Source organism: Massilia antarctica (genome assembly GCF_015689335.1).
GTDB classification, from domain to species: domain Bacteria; phylum Pseudomonadota; class Gammaproteobacteria; order Burkholderiales; family Burkholderiaceae_D; genus Telluria_A; species Telluria_A antarctica.
This window is the reverse complement of record NZ_CP065053.1, coordinates 6,608,870-6,628,197: the sequence shown is the minus strand read 5'-3', so window position 1 is coordinate 6,628,197 and position 19,328 is coordinate 6,608,870. Positions and strand designations below refer to the sequence as shown.

Here is a 19,328-nt window from a genome sequence, read left to right as displayed (position 1 = left end):
GTGAATATTCCTTGCGTTAGGAGGGCGGTCGGAGCGATTCGCCGGGTAGGCGGGGTCGAACTATAAATCATAATGATAATCATTTACAATTTAAATATTAATGCAAATGAGATTGATTCGCATTTAAGTGTTATGGTATGCTCAAGTTTCACGCCTGTCAACGATGACGAATGTTCATCACACCTGAAAAGACCTATCATGCTCGTACCCCACCTCGCAGCCCGCCAACCGGGCTTGCCACCGCATGCCGCGGCGGCCCTTGCCGCCCACGCCACTACCCGCGGCGAGCACGCATGAAGCGCGACCTCTCTCCGCTGTCGCACGACACGCCCGGCGCGCTGCCGTCGCCCGCGCAATTGCGCGCGCAGCTGCCGCTGTCGGACAGCACGGCGCTGCTCATCGGCGCCGCGCGCCAGAGCGTGCGCGATATCCTCGACCGGCGCGACCCGCGCCTGATGGTGGTGGTCGGCCCCTGTTCGATCCACGACCTGCATGCGGGACTCGATTACGCGCGCCGCCTCAAGGCGCTGGCCGATGAAGTGGCCGATACGCTGTTCGTCGTGATGCGTGTGTACTTTGAAAAACCGCGCACGCGCATCGGCTGGAAAGGGCTGATCAACGATCCGCGCATGGATGGTTCGTTCCGCATCGACGAGGGCCTGGCGCTGGCGCGGCGCTTCCTGATCGATGTGGCCGAACTGGGTTTGCCGGCGGCGACCGAGACCCTGGACCCGGTGTCGCCGCAGTACGTGGGGGAGTTGATCAGCTGGGCGGCAATCGGTGCGCGTACCACGGAGTCGCAGACGCACCGCGAACTGGCGTCCGGCCTGGGCGTGCCGGTCGGCTTCAAGAACGGCACCGACGGCAAGGTCGACACCGCGGTCAACGCGATCGCATCGAGCTCGCATCCGCATGCCTTCCTCGGCATCGATGCCGACGGCCGCGCGGCCGTGATCCGCACGCCGGGCAATCCGTACGGTCATCTGGTGCTGCGCGGCGGCGGCGGACGTCCCAATTACGATGCGCACAGCGTGGCGCTGGCCGGGCAGGCGCTGGAGAAGGGCGGCCTGCCGCCGAATATCGTGATCGACTGCGCGCACGATAACTCGAACAAGAACCACACCTTGCAGGCGCGCGTGCTGGACGACGTGGTGCGCCAGCGCCTGGCGGGCAACCGCGGCGTGGCCGGGGTGATGATCGAGAGTTTCATCGAGGCCGGCAACCAGGCCATTCCGAGCGAACTGTCGGCCCTGCGCTATGGCTGTTCGGTGACCGACCCTTGCGTCGACTGGGCCGAGACGGCCGCCATGCTGCGCGGCGCGCGCGCGGCCCTGCGCGAGAGCGTGGCGGCGCTGCGGGAGGGCGGCGATGTCTAAGCCGTCCCGCGCGATTTTTCTGGTCGCGGCGCTGCAGTTCGTGTATCTGGTCGATTTCATGATGGTGCTGCCGCTCGGGCCGGACCTGGCGCGCGAGCATGGCTTTGCGCTCGACCGCCTGGGCTGGCTGGCGGCGGCCTACACGCTGGCGTCGGCGCTGTCTGGCCTGGTGACATTCCGCCTGCTCGACCGCTTCGACCGCAAACCGGCGCTGCTGCTCACCTTCGGCCTGCTGGCACTGGCGACCCTGGCGACCACCTTTTGCCATGGCTTGCCGGCACTGATGGTGGCGCGCGCGCTGACCGGCGCCTTTGGCGGGCCGGCGGTGGCGATCGGCATGGCTATCGTGATTGACCTGACCCCGCCCGAACAGCGCGGCAAGGCGATGGCCAAGGTGATGCTGGGCTTTTCGCTGGCGGCGATCGCCGGCGTGCCGCTCGGGCTGGAACTGGCGCGCGTGGGCGGCTGGCAGGCGCCGTTCTATATGGTGGCGACGCTGGCGGTGCTGGTGCTGGTGGCGATGGTGTGCCTGCTGCCGGCATTGGAAGGGCACCTGAATGCGCGCGAGAAGGTTGCGGCGCGCATCCTGCTGGCGCGCCCTAGCGTACGCCTGGCGATCCTGCTGCAGGCCGGCAGCGCGTTCTCGGCGTTCCTGGTGATCCCGCATTTTTCAGCGTACTTCCTGCTCAATCTGGGCTTTGCGCGCGCCCAACTGGGCATGCTGTACTTCGCCGGCGGCGTGGTGGCGCTGTTGACGGTTCAACTGCTCGGCAGGCTGGCCGACCGCAGCGGCCCGGTGCTGGCGGCGGGGGTGGCCACGACTGCCTTCTGCGCCGGCCTGGCGCCGTTTTTCGGGCTGGGCGCGGCGCTGCCGATCCTGTTCTTCGTGCTGTTCATGGCCGGGAACGCAGGGCGCAACGTGACCATGGCGGCCACCGTCAGCCAGGTGCCGTCGCCGCACGAGCGGGCCGGCTTCATGTCGCTGCAAAGCCTGGTGCAGGACGTCGCCATCGGCGCGGCCGCGCTGGTGACCAGCTGGCAGCTGGGCGAGGCGGCCGACGGCAGGCTCACCGGCATGGCGCCGCTGGCGGCGCTGGCGGCCGTCGTCGCGGTATCGGTGGCGTTCGGACTGGCGCGGCTGGCCGGTGCGCGCCGCGCTGTTGCGCTGGAGTGACACGGAACGGTGCGCAATGGCATCGCCCCGAAAATTATCTTTCAATGATGCAATTTTTTGCGGGGACTGGTCTTATAATTATCGGCACTATTGACCACGCCCAAAGCCAGATGGAAAATCACCAGTCCTCGCAAATCCGTACCCTGACCTATGTCGAGAATGAAGACCATCCGGTGTTCGGCACCCTGGTCGAGCAGATTCTCCACCTGCTCAATTCCAAGCTGATTTTCAGCGACATCATCATTCACCAGAACAGTCCGCTGATGCTGCGCCAGCCGAAAGGGCTGGTGGCGGTGACCGATTCGCCGATCACCAAGGAAGAACTGGAAGAGTTCTTCGAAGTGATCGAGCCCGATTGGGCCGAGCGCATTTCCGACCGCGCCTTCGACCGCTCGATCGACCTGCACACGGCGCGCATCCGCGCCAACTGCTTTACGTTCCAGGGCAAGAAGCGGCTCGGCTGCGTGGTGCGGCGCTTTCCGCGCGAACCGTTGCCGCTCAACCAGCTGGGCCTGCGCGCGGCCGAGCAGGATTTCGCGCTGCTCACCAGCGGGCTGGTACTGATCATCGGCGACACGTGCCAGGGCAAGTCGACCACGATCGCCTCGATGATCGACCAGATCAACAAGACGCGTTCGGGCCACATCATCACCATCGAAGATCCGGTCGAAACCTTGATCCCTCAGCGCAAATGCATCATCACCCAGCGCGAGGTGGGTTTCGACGGCGACGTCGAAAGCTATTACCTCGGCGCGCTGGACGCGCTGCGCGAGCGGCCGGACGTGATCGTGATCGGCGAAATCCGCGACGCCCAGACCGCGCAGGAAGCGCTGGCATTGGCCGAATCGGGTCCGCTGGTGCTGGCGACCCTGCACGCGCGTTCGACCGAGCTGGGTTTGCAGAAGATGCTGCGCCTGCTGGGTAATTCGGATGCGCAGGCGCAGGCCCTGGCCAGCGCGCTGCGCGGAGTGCTGTGCCAGGCCTTGCTGCCGTCGGTGGGCGGCGAGCGCTATTACCTGGCGACCGAATGCCTCAGTTCCAATCCTGAAGTGGTGCGCATGATCGAATCGGGCAAGGTGGCCGAAGTGCGCTCCTTGATGGATGGCGGTACCGGCAAGTTCAACGCGGGCTGCCATTCGATGAACACGGCGCTGGTGAACCTGCTGCGCGAGAAAAAAATCAGCGTCGAGGATGCGCGCAATGCCACCACCGACCGGATCGGGTTTGCCGACGCGTGCTATAGCGGGATGCTGGACGCGGCGTAGGGCCGGTTTTCGGGGCAGTCTACCTGGCGAACAGCCACTGCGCGCGCCTGTGACTGATCGGCCGTGTTCTTATCCGACGCCGGGGCGCGTTCGAGCGTGTGGTCGGCGCCAGGTTCCTGTAGCCTGGCTGCGGCCGACACGCGGCGATGTCGCGCACATCGGATTCGAACGCCAGGGTAAATCGGCTCCGGTGGCAAGCAAGGTGCCCGAAACCGAGTAATTTCCGTTCCACGTCGACGATCGCTGTCAGCTGGCGTGACGACACAATATAAAATTTCTCCAGTTAAACACGAGCCGCCCGGCCGGGAGCCGGTGGTTTTTCACGCCTTAATTATTGCATTATGGATAATATCAATTCCTATTTTTAACTTTATTTTCACTTTACCTAAACTATTGCCAAAATGTCTGGATATATTGTTAAGCGCGCGGAAAACGGGTCCCAAGGCCAGTTCTCGCGAATAACAGATTCGGCCTCGGCCGACATCCACAAGGACAGTGAACATGGTTGGTGTAGTCAGCGGAAATAGTTTGGGCGTATTGACGAATTCGGGCACGATTCTGGGCCGTGAGCAGACGATCGGCGCGGGTCAATACGGTGCAACGGGCGAAAAGGTGGTGGTCAACGCCAAGACCGGCAACCTGGTGATACAGGGACGCGATGAGTTCGTACCGTCGAACGCGAATGCCGGCATTTCCGTCGTGCGCACCTATAACTCGCTTGGGCTGCTCAACGACGACAATGGCGACAACTGGAAGCTGGGCCTGGCCCGGAAGCTGACCTTCAGCGGCGACATCCTGACCAGTTCCCCGTCCAGTATCACGATCACCCGCTTCGATGGCGACGACAGCAGCGCGGTGTATACCTATGCCGGTGTCGTCAGCGGAACTACGCTCTCGCGCTACACCACCAGCGACGGCGCGGGCGGCCTCGACCAGATAACCTGGAATCCGACTACAAAGACCTGGGGCTGGAGCGACGGCAATTCATATGAATTCGATAACTATGATGTCAACGGACGTCTGAATGTATCGCGTGGCATGTACTACGCGTATAACGCCGACGGCATGCTGGCAAGCGTGAAAGACAACACCGGAGGCGGTACGTTCTTCACCTACGACAGCACGAAGAAAAACAATCTGGTGCGGGTCGATGTGAGCTATCCGAAGACCCTGGTCAACGGCGTGCCGGGTCCGCAAGAGATGGTCAAACGGGTCTCGTATGCCTATGACGCGCAAAATCGCCTGAGCGAGGTGCGCACCGACCTGACGCCGGCCAACGGCAGCATTGTCGACGGCGACTATTACTGGACGCGTTATACCTACGAGGGCGACAGCCGGCGCGTGTCCACGATCACGCAAAAGGATGGCGGAACGCTGACCGTCGCGTACGAGGCGCTGACCAACCGTGTCCGATCGGTCACCGATAACATGGCCGAAACGGAAACGTTTACCTACGTTAGCGCGACCCGCACCGATGTCCTTAACCAGGACGGCATGGTCACCAGCTTCGAGCATGACGCCGCGGGCCAGCTTAGTTCGGTGACCGCGCGCCCTGCCAACGGTCCGGTCGAGGTGGACCGGTACAAGTATGATGCGCGCGGCAACGTGATCGAGATCACCGATGCCGACGGCGACATCACGACCAAACAATACGACGCCTACAATAACTGCATTTTTGAACGTAATCCCGCCGGCGACGTCACCAGGCGCACTTTCGATCCGCTCAACCGCAAGTCACCGATCACCGAATCGGTGTACATGCTCACCATGACCCTCAACGGTGTCGAACAATATGCGTCGCCGGCGACGACACGCTTTATTTACGACCAGTCGGGCGAGAATGTACGCTATGTCATCGGTCCCGAAAATAACGTGACCGAGTACCGTTACAACAACCTGGCGCAGCGCACGCACGCGATCGAATACACGGTGCTAAACGAGGCGGTGCCGGCGGTGGCGATGAGCGGGGACTACCGCAAGCAGCAGCTCGACACGATGGCGGCATTGACCTACCCGCAGCGCAAGAACGTGATCCTGACCAGCTATACCTACAACCCGCATGGACAGGTAGCGACGGCCACCACGTTTGCGCACCTGAACGAGGATGGAAGCGGCAAGTTCGACGGCACCGAATCGACCGTGCAGTTCACACGCGACCATGCCGGCAACCTGCTGCAGCAGATCGACGCGCTCGGCAACCAGCGCAGCTACCTGCTCGATGGCCTCGGCCGTGTACTGACGGCCGTCACGCCGACCACCACGGGCAGCGCCACCACCAAGACCGTCTACAACGGCACGCCGGTCTTGCGCCTGGTTGGCGGGCAATACCGGATGACCACCCAGAGTACGGTCACCTACGCCGACGCGCACCGCCTGGTGACCACCAGCGACGCACTCGGCCGCGTGATCAGCAGCGAAGTGCAGGACGCCGGCCAGGTGCCGATGGCGACCACCCTGTACGGATACGACAGCGCCGGCAGGCTGAACATGGTGCAGGACCCGGCCGGTGTGAAGTCGTATATCTTTTACGATGCCGCCGGACGCAGGGGCCTCACCGTTGACGGCGATGGCAGCGCCGTCAGGTATATCTACAGCGCCGCTGGCGACCTGACAAAAACCACCAGGTTCGCCACTGCGGTCAATGTCGAGATGTTTGCCAGCGCCACCGGTAAATCGATCTCCCAACTGCGTGCCGAAAACCTGGCGGTATCGCCGAGCCCTGCCGATCGCCACGAATGGCGGGCTTACGACCAGGCCGGACGCTTGTCGCGCACGGTCGACCATGCCGGCTATGTGATCGAGTATCGCTACGACCGTGCCTCGCGCCTGGAGCGGACCATCGTCTACGCCAACGCAATCGCCACCGGCAGCGGCGCCAGCGCCAGCCTGGAAGTGCCGGCGGCATCGCCCGACGACCGCATCAAGACCATCGCGCATTTGTTGACCGGCTCGGTTTCCGGAATGTCCGATTCGCTCGGCGCCACGCTCTACGAGCGCGACCAGACGGGTAAGCAGAAGGGGATCTGGGAAAATGGCATGCTCAACCATGAAGTTGCTTACTACAATCAAAAAGGCTTGTTGAGCGGCCAGGTGGACGCTGACGGTTACTTCACCGATTACGACTACGACCTGAACGGCAATGTCATCCGCAAGACGCGCTACGCGACAGCCGGCACCGTGAGCCCGGGCGCGGGCCAGACCTGGACCTATCAATACGTCGCCGACCAACTGACGCGCGAAACGGCGCCGGACGGCACCGTCACCGTCCACGTGTACGATGCGATGGGATCGCGCATCTCGTCCACCGCCGCCTACAATACCAGCGAGGCGCGTACCAGCGCCGTGCGGCGTGACGCCATGGGCAGGATCATCGCCGAGCTCAGTGCGGAGGGCGCGGCCTTGTTGCGCACCGATATGAGTGCGCTCGAGGTGTCGGGGGTATGGAATGCGCACGCGATCAAGTACACCTACGACGGCGCCGGTCACCGTACCAGCATGACCGACCAGGCGGGCAACAAGGCTGTCTATTATTACGATCGGGACGGCCGGCTGGCCGCCGCGATCAACGGCGAAGGCGACGTCGAGTACCGTGAATACTCGGTGCTGAACGAATTGAGCAGGGTCACCCGCTTCGCCACCCAGATGGACAAGACTTCGCTGCCGGCCCTTGCCGGCGGGGCCTTGACGGAGGCGATCCGCAATGCGATCGCGTCCAGGGCCGATGGCGCCCGCGATATCGTGCGCTCGTACGAGTACAACAACCTGGGACAGGTGGTGCGCGAGACGATGGGTGGCGGCGCCAACCTGATCGGCTATAACGCCTTCGGGGAAGTCAACGGGCGCGTCGACAGCATCGGCGATGGCCGGGCGGCATCGAGCGAGATGACCTATGACGTGCGCGGCAACCTCAAGACGCGCACAACCCCGTCCTACCGCAGCCCGGCCCTGCTGGAAACGTATTCCTACGACGCGCTCAATCGCCAGATCTACAAGTCCGTCGGTGGTGTCGTCACACAGACCGACTACGATCACCGCGGCAATGCGACCTTGGTCAAGGACGTCATGACGCAAGGCGTGCAGCGCAAGTACGATGCGTTCGGCCGCGTGACGCTCGAGACATCCGCGCTGGGATACAAGACGACCTACGATTATTCGACCGAGGAACGCAAGGTCACCATCACCACCCCCGAGGGTGCGGCCACGACGATCCTCAGCAACCGCCACGGCGAACGCCAGAGCGTTACCGTCGGCAATACCACGACGACCTACGACTACGACCACGCCGGCAGGCTCAAGGCGGTCATCGATGGCGTGGGCACGGCGCAGCAAAAACACTACGATGCGGCAGGGCGGGTTGATGTCATCACGGATGGCAATGGCACCGAAACGCGCGTCAGCTATGACGCCGCCGGCCGCGTGCTGACCAGCATCGTCGATCCGGGCGGGCTCAATCTGGTCACCCGCTACAGCTACGACGGCATCGGCCAGGTGCTCAGCGTGATCGATCCCGCGGGCGTGACCACGCAATCGCAGTACGACAACCGCGGCTACCTGATCGCGCTGACGACCGACGCCACCGGCTTGAAGCTGACCACTCGCTTCACCTACGACAATTTCGGCCGCACGACCAGCGTCACCAATGCGAACGGCGTCCTGACCACGTTCACCTACGATGAAATGGGACGGCGCCTGAGCGAAACCGTCGACAGTGGCGGTGAAAAAATGACCACCTCGTTCGCCTACGACGAGGCGGGCAATGTCCGTACCCGTACCGATGCCAACGGCAACATCATCCACTTCTATTACGACCTGAACAACCGCATGAGCAGTCAGGTCGACGCCATCGGCAGCGTCACCAGCTACGTCTACGATGGCCACAACCAGGTGGTTCGTACGCGCACATTCTCCGAACCCGTGGATATTGCGTTGCTGCCCGTGGTGATGAAGCCGACGCTGGAAGATCCGGTGATCGGCATGGTGGCGGCGCACAACGAGAATCTCGATCGTGTGATGCACAATGTGTACGATCAGGATGGGCGCCTGCGCTTTACCGTCGATGGCACCGGCGCGGTCGTCGAGCGCGCCTATAACCACAAGAACCAGGTCTACGTGACGGTCGCCTACGCCAACCGCGTGGTGCCGCAGGTGGCGCACGACCTGGCGGGCATGCTCAAGCTGCTGCCGGCGCTGTCCGAAAACAAGAGTTATGAAGTCACGCACCTGCGTTACGATGCGCGCGGCCGGGTCAGCGACAGTATCAATGGCGAAGGCGGCCTGACCCATTACGACTATGACGGTAACGGCAGGGTCACCTCCATCACGGGCCATGCGAGCGAATACACGCCGGCCATCACGCGCCAGCGCATGAGTTACGACGGCGCCGGCCGCCTCACGTTCAGCGCCCAGGCGCAGGCGGTCGATGCCAACGGCAACGCGAGCTCTTGGTCGGTCGTGCACCAGGAGTACGACAAGGCCGGGAATGTGATCGCACGCACAGCCTATGCCAGCGCACTGACGGCGCCCGCGCCCGACGGCGGCGCCAGCAGCGCGGTCGTGGCCCAGTGGCTGGCCGGCGTGGGCGCCGATCCGGCGCGCGACCAGCAGGAACGCTATGTCTACGATGGCGCCAATCGCCAGGTCGCCAGCGCCAAGGCCCAGCACGGGCAGGATGGCGTGTTGCAGTGGTCGGTCGTGGCCCAGGCCTTCGACAAGGTCGGCAATGTCGTGGTACGTACCGCATTTGCCGATGTCCGCTCCTCGGCTGCGCTGGGGAACAATCCGTCGCAACAGGAAGTGGTGCAGTGGCTGGGCGCGGGCACGCCTAACCCCAACCCCGCGCGCGACAACATTACCCACATGGTCTATGACGGCGCCAACCGCCTGCGCTTTGCCGTTGACGGCATCGGAGCGGTCAGCGAAAACCGCTACGATGGCCTCGGCAACGTGGTGCGCCAGCGCAAGTTCAACGGCATCGTGGCCGTCACGGCCGCGCCGCTCACGGAAGCGGCATTCAAGTCCGTTCTGGCCGAGCCGGTGAGCGACGCCAGCGCGCGCGTGACCGATTACACCTACGATGGCGCCGGCCGGGTCGCCACCATCGACGACCATCACGGGCCGCTGCAGGAGCGCGAGTACGATGCGCTCGGCCACCTGCTGCAGACGCGTCATGGGGAGCGCATCGAGCGCTTTGCCTACGATACCGACGGCAAGCTGCGTTTCAGCGTCGACGCCGGCGGCTACGTGAAAGAAACGGTGTACGACGGGGTCGGACGCCTCAGCCGGACGGTGCAGTACACCACGGCGCTGGTGGACATGGCCAAGCTGGCCCTGCGCAATCCAGTCGAAGTGCGCGCCAAGCTGACGATCGACGACGCCTTGGACCGCAAGGTCGGCTATGAATACGACGCCATGGGCAATTTATTGTCGAGCACGGACGCGCTGGGGGTGAGCGAGCGTTTCGAGTATGACGCACTGGGCCGCAAGACCGGCTTCGTCAACGGCATGGGTAGTCGCTGGACCTACGACTACGATGCCGCTGGCCGCCTGAGCGTCGAGCGCAGCCCGGAAGTGCTGGTGTCGGCCGACGACACCAGCGAAAAGATGCAGTCGATGGTGACCATGATTGCTTACGATGCGTTCGGAAACGTGCGAGAGCGTACCGAAGCGGCAGGCACCGGCGCCACTGAGCGCGTCACCCGCTATGAATACGACCTGGCCGGACACCAGGTGAAAACCACCTCGCCGATCGTTCCTGTTTACAATCCGGCCGGCGAAAAGTATGCCGTGGTCGGCATCGACCGCAGCGAAACGACACCGCTCAGCGGCGCCACTACCACCGTGGTGTACGACGCAGCCGGACGCGCCATCAAGAACATCGATGCGCTGGGCAATGTCACCCAAAAAGTCTACAGCGCCCGTGGCGACCTCCTGTTCGACATCGATGCGCTGGGCAATGTGACCGGCTACGAGCACGATGCGCACGGCAACGTGACACGGCTGACGCGCTACGCCGACAGCATCGCGAGCGCCACCGCGCAACGCCAGGTGACGGAGCTGTTCCTGGTGGTGATCGGCCGCGCGCCGAACGCGGACGATGTGAGCTACTGGAGCGCCAAGTTCAAGGCCGGCGCCACCTTTGCCGAGATTGCCACGCAGTTGCTCGTCGAGCCGGAGGCGGACAAGTTCTATCCGGGCGGGGGCGACCTCAGGTCGTTTGTGGCGCAGGTGTTCAACAAGGCGTTCGGGCGTCCAGCCACCGATGCGGAGTTTAACAATTGGCTGGCGATGGCGCAGGCGCCGGGCATGACGCGCGGTGCCTTCATCGACACCGTGCTGCACAACATCGAGGGGGCGGCCGAGCTGCGCGCCTGGAACGCCAAGCTGGATGCCGTGCTGCCGGCGCGCGCCGACCTGGCGCAGCAGGTCGTGGTGACGCAACTGTACGCTGCGCTGCTGGACCGTTCGCCCACGCCGGCCGAACTGGCCAACGGCCTGGTGCTTTTGCAGCAGGGGATGAGCCAGCTCGACCTTGCCAACAAGCTGCTCGACAGCTTCGAGGGCACGATCCGTTATCCTTCCAGCGCCGACCCTGCCGCTTTCGTGGCGGCGCTGTCGCAAGCGATGCTGCACCATGCGCCGGGCGTGGAGCTGGCCGACCTGGCCGGCGTGGTGACGGAACAGTCGCGCGCGCACGCGGTCCTGGCGCTGATCGCGCGCATGGGCAGCAGCGAGGCAAGCGAGACCGACCGCAACATGTTCGAGGCCCGGGTCAAGGCCAACCTGGGCCTGTCGCCGGTGGCGGCGCCCGCAGTCGGCGCCGTCGATGCCGCATCCCTGCGCGCCGCGCTGGCACGCTCCGATGCGGCGGCCAACCGCGCCATCGAGATGACCTATGATTTCCGCGACAAGGTCTTGACGACCTTGGAGGGCAGGGGGCAGTTCTATCAGAGCCTGCTGGGCGAGACCAAGATGCAGGCGTTCGAGGGACGCCGGCTCACCACCAACCGCTACAACGCGTTCGGCGAGTTGGTCGAGCAGCGCGTTGCGGCCAGCGTCGATCCGAAAGCCGCCCTGACCGAAGCGACGGTGGCGGCGGTCACGCGCTACGACTACAACAGCCGGGGCCAGAAAATTACCGAGGTGGTGCTGGCGGATGCCGGCCAGAATCCCGGACCGGACCGACGTGGTGTTGGCATCCGGCAGGTCTACGGCGCTTACGTGACGCGGATGGACTATGACATGGCCGGCAATCTGGTCCTGCTCACCGAACATGCCACCGCCATCGATGCTGTCGCCTGGATGACGCGTACCGACTGGATGGACGGTTCCGTGACGATGCCGGAGGAATCGGAGCTGGTCGACGGCAGTGCCGCCGACTGGCTCGCCAACGTGTACGGCCGCGTCTGGATCGATAAGGAGAACGACCGCGTCACCAAGTATTCCTACGATGGCGCCAACCGCAAGGAGGCGCAGTGGGAAAATTATTTCGTGGATCACGGCAATGAAATAGGCGACGTCACGAGCTATCGGTATGACAAAGTCGGTAACCTGACCGAGACGGAAAATGCGCTGGGCGGCATCACGCGCAGCAACTACGACGCGCTGGGCCGTGTCACCTCGGTTACCGGCAGTGCCGGATTCGACGCCGGGGCACTGGAGGCGCTTCTGCCGGACGAGAGTCCGGAAGAACTCAGGTACACGCTGACCGCGTTCAAACGCGATATTCATGGCAATGTGCTGCGTACCATTACCTACGCCGACGGCACCACGACCTTGGTGTCGCCGGCGTTGAACCCGGTGAGCGAGAAGGACCGTGTCAGCCATACCCGCTATGACCGCAACGGCCATGCAATCCAGATGGTCGATGCGCAAGGCCATGCCTCGTTCGCCTCGTACGATGCCTTGGGCCGGGTGGTGCGCCAGTGGGAAAGCGTCACCCGCCTCAACAGCGGCAGCGGGAAGGGCGAGACCGTCAACACGGTCTTCAAAATCTACCATTACGATGCGCTGGGCCAGGTCGATGAGGTCGCGTCGCCAGGCACCTCGACCATCATCAAGACCGACAATCCCTTGCGCTTGATCCGCAAGGTCTCGAGCACCAATCAGGGCAAGGAATCTGAGAAATGGAACGGTACTAATCAAATTTTCCTGAGCTATCCGCCCTTGCCGGCTGGCGAGGTACGGGTCGATGTCAGGTACACCAATACAAACGGCAATATTGAAGCGCAGCGTAGCGCGACAGGCGAGGCGACGTCAGCCACGATCACCTGGAACGACGTCGCCAAACTGGAAGGTGGACTCGGCACGGTCCTGTCGGCCGTGGTTTCCGTCAAGGGCGCCGACGGGGTGTGGAAGCAGATCTACGCGGCCAATGCCCAGCAACTGGAAATGAAGCTGGTGAACGACGGTGCCGCCGACGCGGCCGACGTCAAGCGCGAGAAGACCGACTACAACAGTTTTGGCGAAGTCGTGCAGCGCAGCGTGAACGGGGTGGCATACGAATACACGCAGTACGACAACAATGGGCGCGTATGGCGCACGAATGCCAATGATGGCGTCGACAAGATCATGGTTCACAACGTGACCGGCCAGGTGACGCTGCAGTTGCGTAGCGCCGCGACCGGGGCCGGATCGGCGGGCGACATCAGCTACAAGTCCATCAAGGACGTTAACCTGGGCGCCGCCACGTTCGAACGCACGGAAACCGAGTATGACCTGATGGGCAGGGTCCAGCTGCGCTACACCCCCGGCAGCGATGCGCGCAACGTCGAGACTTCGCAATTGAGCAAGATCGTGGTGCCGCAAATTAACCAGGTGCACAACTTCAGGAGCGGCACAAAGTGGAGTGCTGACGATGCGAAGTGGACAGGTTCCAACATCATGCAGGTCGACTTCAGCGTTCCTGCGGACTTGGGCGCGGGCGATATCATGGTGCGGGTCGACTACATCAATCACACGGTTGGGTCGCCGCAAGCGGAAACCTATCAACAGGCTTTCGATATGAGCCAGTTGAGTGTCGACCAGAACGGGCATTGGAGCGCCCAGCTGAAATGGGAAGGACAATCGCCCGTCAGGGATGCCAACTTCAGTTCGGTTCAGTTGTTCAAGAAAGACGTGAACAGCGTGTGGCAGCTGATCGCCAAGGCCGAGAACGTGGTCCCGTACCGGGAAATTGGAAAGGCTGAAAAGGAACTGGGGCCATTCCTGAAAATTCCCGCCCTGGTCACTGCTGGTGTTCGAATCGATAACGGGCCAATTGTCGATCTGGATACGATGGTCTTCGGCGATACGACCTTGGTCGATCTGTCGGGCATCAGTCCCGGCAATTTCGACATCCTCACCTTCCTGCCCATGCTGGAAGGCGAATACAAATCTCGGACGCAATACGATTCAACCAGCATCACCTTGTTCGGTACGCCTGGGGCCGATCGATATGCTGTGATCAATATCCAGAAGCTTGCGCCCAAACCGGATGTGCAGCGGCGTGCGGTGGTGCAGCAGAGCGACCGCTGGGGCAATGTAGTCTACGTGTCGGACCCGCGCGACGTCGACCTGGCCGCCCACTACCGTTACAACTCCCGCAACCAGCGCACGGGCGAGGATGTTGTCCGCCAGTGGTTTGACGACAGGGACATGATCAGCGTCACGCAGCTGTCGTCGGCCAGTACGGAGTACGACGTGCTGGGGCGTCAGGTGGCCACGTGGAGCGGCCAGTGGCCGGACGAGAGCGGCACCACCCAGGTCTATGACATACAAGGCAATCTGGCTTTCCAGAGAAATGCGCTTGGCGTCATCACACGCAGCAAGTTCAACCTGTTTGGCGAGCGGATCCAGCTGATCCAGCCGATCAAGGCAGGACAGGCGGCCGTGACCAACTATGGTTACGACAAACTGGGCCGGGTCACGCGCAGCTGGATGGATCATTTATCCGCAGTAAAATTGCTCGACATTACCACCGGCAGCGGCATGGTTGAGGAAGTGATCGGCATCGACCTCACGCTGGATCAGCTGTACCGCTACGACGAACTGGGCCGCCGCATATCCAGCACCAACAGTGACGGCGGCGAAACGCGCACCCGTTATGACCTCGACGGCAACGTCGCCTCCACCACGGACGAGAGCGGCGTGATCATGCGCTACGCCTACGACAGCTTCCATCGCAAGATCTTCGAGCAGGACGCGATGGGGAAGAAAAATACGTGGCACTACGAGGGCGGGCTGCTGGTCAACAGCACCAACATGGGCGACACCACCACGCAGTATGGTTACGACGGCCTGCGCCACATGACGTTCCAGAAGGATATCGGCCAGGGCAAGGACCTGGCGTACACCTACGATGGCGCGGGTCTGCTGACGAAGATCGATGACCGGGCTCTCAAGCAGGTGACGACTTACGCCTACGACCAGGCGGGTAATCGGGTGCGCGAAAAGACCGTCATCACCGACGCCGTCCAGGCCAAGGTCGGCGAGCAGTTCCCGCAGAGCCCCGAGGCGGTGCGAATCGCCGGCATTCACCTGGCCGTGTTCGGGCGCACCGCCGAGCTGGGCGAATTGTTGTCCTGGGAATCGCAATACAAGCTCGGCACAGCATCCTATCTGTTCGTGGCCGAGCAGTTGCTGACAAGGGCGGAGGCGCAGGCGCGCTTGCCGTCCGGGCTGGGCGACGCCGAATTCATCAACACCCTGTACCAGCTGACCGTGGGCCACATTCCCGATACAGCCACGCACGCGCTGCACCTGACCAAGCTGGAGAGTGGGGTGTCGCGCGGCCAGATCGTGCTCGACATGATGGCCGGCCTGAACGGCGGGGAATTGGACAACTTCAACAACACCGCCAATATCGGCCTGCATCCGGCGACGACGACTGGCCTGACGCAGCAGGTGGTGGTGCAGGACAACCATACGACGTATGACTTGTTGAACCGCATGGCGCGCGTGACGGATGGCCGCTACGACGTGGTTTTCGCCTACGACGCCAACGGCAACCGGGTCAAGGTCGATACGACTTATACCGACGCCACGGGCAAGGTGGTGACGACGCACGCGGTCAACACCTACGACGCGCTGAACCGGCAACTGATTGTCAACGGCGAATATAAAGATGGGGATCCGGCGTCGACGGTGGTGATCGGCAAGTTCGGCCACAAGCTTGAGTATGACTATTTGGGCAACCGGACCAGCGACACCTACCTGCTGGACCCGGAAAAATCGGAGACCCCGACCGTTGACACCTACGAATACGACAACGCCGGCCGTTTGACGATCGCGCGCCGTGGCGAGTGGATCATCGACATGCGTAGCTACGACATGGCCGGCCGCCTGGCACACGCCGGGGTGTCCGTGCAATTCGAACCGGGGCGGGAAGAGGCATACAGGGCGGCGCTCAAGGAGTGGAAGCTGGACGCAGGCACGCGCGCCATTGCCTACGACAAGGCCGGCAGGATAGTGCGGCAAAAAGAATTCCATCTGGACGGTACTGCCAGCAACGATATCAAGTACGTGCTTGGCGGTAACGATTACTTGTCAACACTGGTAGGCTACGACGCCGCCGGCCACTTGAAGGGTTACTACGTCGTTCCGCCCGGTTCCCTACCGCCCGGCCAGTACCTGTACACGACCCAGTACACCTACTTCGACAGTTATCGCCAGAAGGGCCTGACGGTGAGGTCCGGCGAGGGCGTGGACATGACCGCGAACATGACCGCGAACACGACCACCAGCGATTATGATGTGAACGGGCACCTGGTCAAGGTCAACGACCCGGCGTTCGAGAAGCAGGCGGCGAAATCGCGCACCTTCGTCAATGACGCCGCCGGCCATGTGTTGCGCGCCACCACGGGCGACCAGGTCACGCATGCGCTGGTGGTCAACGACCAGATGCTGGGCGCGACGGGCGGCACCCTGACCGATGTCAACCCCGGGATTTTTGCCAGCACGTACGAGCCGGCCAGCGTTGTCGCTGCGTCCAATGTGCCGTTTGTCTACATCGTGCAGCAGGACGGCGAGACGCTGCAGAGCATCGCCGGCGCGATCTGGGGCGACGGCAAGCTGTGGTATCTGATTGCCGATGCCAACGGGGTCAGCGACGGACCGCTCAAGGCCGGGTTGTCCTTGCAGATCCCGGCGCGCGTCAACACTGTGCACAACGATTACCGGACTTACAAGCCCTACGATCCGTCGGTCCTGGTGGGCGACATGACGCCGGCCTTGCCGCCCATGGCGCCCAATGCCGGCTGTAACCAGGTGGGCATGATCGTGATGATCGTGGTGGCGGTTGTGGCGACGATTCTGACCGCCGGCGCTGCCGCGCCTGCGGTAGGGGCGGCGGCCGGCGGTACCGCAGTCGGCGGTGCAGCGGTTGGTGGTGCTGCGGTGGGTGGAGCTGCGGTTGGTGGAGCTGCGGTTGGTGGAGCTGCTGTGGGTGGAGCTGCGGTTGGTGGAGCTGCTGTGGGTGGAGCTGCGGTGGGTGGGGCCGCAGTCGGCGGTGCTGCTGTCGGTGGTGCCGCTGTTGGCGGTGCGGCAGTCGCCGGCAGCACAGTCGCTGTCGGTGCCGTCAGTACCGTGGCCGCCAGCACTGCCGGCGTGGGCCTGGCCGGTGCCTGGAGCGCAGGCGTGGCTGTCATGACCGGGTCGGCGACGCTGTCGCTGGGGACCGTGGCTGCTGCCGCCCTCGGCAGTGCCGTGGGATCGATCGCAAGCCAGACCGTTGGCATAATGATGGGCATGCAGGACTCGATCAACTGGAGTGCCGTCGGCGCCAGCGCGCTTGGCGGCGCGATCAGTGCTGGCGTTGCCGGCTGGGCGGCGAACTCGTCCATGCCGATTCTGGGTGGCTCGCAATTCTATAATATTGCGGCCCGCGCGGCCCTCGGAAGCGCGCTCACGCAAGGCATCAGCAGCGTCACCAAAATGCAGGACGGGTTCAAGTGGCGCAACGTGGCGGCGGCGGGCATCGCGGCAGGGGCCGCCGCCGGGGTATCGCAAGCGATCGGCGGTAGCTTTGGCACAGGATTCTTTGGCGACGTTGCGCGCGGGACCGTTTCTGGTATCGTGGCGGGCGCCATGGTGCGCATGTTTACTGGCGGGAAGTTCAATATGACCCGCGTGGCAACGGACGCGTTCGGAAATGCGTTCGGCAATGCGCTGGGCAATAGCCTGCTTCCAGATCGCCAGTCTAATTTTAAAGAGGCGCCAGGTGACGGATCAAGAAGGCCACCATTTGAAATGGGAATAGCGTCGTTGGATTTGACGCCTTCCACGTTCGATCCAATGTCCGATAACCCGGAAATCCGCTCTACGGACAGCGTGTTGGGATACTACCCCTCTGACCGGAATAGCGGGGGCGTTGAAATATCCGGCTTGGGTTGGATCTCGTCAGGTAGATATCTTGAAGACGGAACTCCAATATTTAAAAGCACGGTCAGTGATGACAATAGGCTGCAATTGGAAATACCTTCCTCATCAACATCTGCAATCCCTAGAGTCTCTGGATACTCCTTGAATTCTCTACAGAGTCATGTAAGGACCGACACGACGAGTTTCTATTTCGTTCCAGATGACGTGGGCGGGGATGAAACAAGCGTCGCGTTGCGGCATCTGGAAATGACGCGAATCCTTAATGAAGCCAACGGCAATGCCTCCGCACCGTCGAAGTCGACGACATTGCCCACATTAGGAGTAACGCAAGGAGCAATGGCGGGCCTTCTGAAGCTTTATTCACCGGTTTTTGCAGAAGGTCCTCATTCCAGTTTGCCTACTGCTACTGGTCAGGAGAGACACCACATTAACCAAGACGCGGCCTACAGGACGCGAATTCCGTATGGGCAAGGGTTATCAATAAGGATCGAGGGATCGGGGATGCATCAGCCAGGTTCCACCCACTTCGAAGTGCATGCGTCGTTGGAGGCATGGTGGGACAAATTCCGTACGGGAGGAGCTCGCGAAGGCGAGGTGCCAACGAATAAGGAATATGGGCGGGCACTCGTGAAGTCCTTTGTCGACGGCGGTATAGATCCATCCGAAGCTAAACGTATTGGGCAAAACGCAAAAGCACAGCGCGTCGCCGCAGGCGCTGTTGAGAGCGCTCCGGTGCCGGCTATTCCTAAACGATTTAATCAGCCTGGCACTTGGCCGGCGGTAAATACGGAGGTGTGGTCCGCGCGGAAGGTAGCGCATAACGTTAAATGGGGAGGCAGAGTGTTGACGGCGTACGGGGTTTATCAAGACGCCATTAGCTTGGGTGGAGAATATCAAAATAGCAAAAATACTGGAAATTATGCCAACACAACGAATGAGGCCGTCAGAATTGCTGGCGGGTGGGGCGGGGCTTGGGCGGTGGGCGCTGCAGGGGCGGAGTTCGGAGCAGGCGTTGGTTTGGCATTTGGTCCTCTTGGTGCGGTTGTAGGAGGTGCGATTGGCGGACTTACTGGTGGTCTCGTGGGGTACTCGGCTGGTTCCTATGCGGCGCCGAAGGTTTTCCAAGATGTCGGGTATATGCTAAATTAAGAGCCTTAA

General features: G+C 62.5%; 4 protein-coding genes. All 4 read left to right on the top strand.

Annotated features, from left to right (window positions below; all coding sequences use genetic code 11):
* The first annotated feature begins 293 nt into the window (after positions 1-293).
* Positions 294-1,376, top strand: a complete 1,083-nt coding sequence (locus tag IV454_RS29040) for a 3-deoxy-7-phosphoheptulonate synthase (protein ID WP_206089113.1) — start codon at positions 294-296, stop codon at positions 1,374-1,376.
* Positions 1,369-2,550: an MFS transporter gene (locus IV454_RS29035; protein ID WP_206089111.1), complete on the top strand. Its 1,182-nt coding sequence runs from the start codon at positions 1,369-1,371 to the stop codon at positions 2,548-2,550. Before IV454_RS29040 ends, IV454_RS29035 begins: the two co-directional genes overlap by 8 nt.
* Positions 2,551-2,660: 110 nt before the next feature.
* Entirely contained in the window at positions 2,661-3,815 is a 1,155-nt protein-coding gene (locus IV454_RS29030) for a type IV pilus twitching motility protein PilT (RefSeq protein WP_054263332.1), read from the top strand.
* Between the two features lie 528 nt (positions 3,816-4,343).
* Positions 4,344-19,319 carry a DUF4214 domain-containing protein gene (locus IV454_RS29025; RefSeq protein ID WP_206089109.1) on the top strand — a complete coding sequence of 4,992 codons (14,976 nt, stop codon included), beginning with the start codon at positions 4,344-4,346 and terminating at the stop codon, positions 19,317-19,319.
* The last annotated feature ends 9 nt before the right edge of the window (positions 19,320-19,328 follow it).

Coding starts and splice junctions, on each gene's coding strand:
- IV454_RS29040 (WP_206089113.1), top strand. CDS start 294: ATGAAGCGCGACCTCTCTCCGCTGTCGCACGACACGCCCGGCGCGCTG.
- IV454_RS29035 (WP_206089111.1), top strand. CDS start 1,369: ATGTCTAAGCCGTCCCGCGCGATTTTTCTGGTCGCGGCGCTGCAGTTC.
- IV454_RS29030 (WP_054263332.1), top strand. CDS start 2,661: ATGGAAAATCACCAGTCCTCGCAAATCCGTACCCTGACCTATGTCGAG.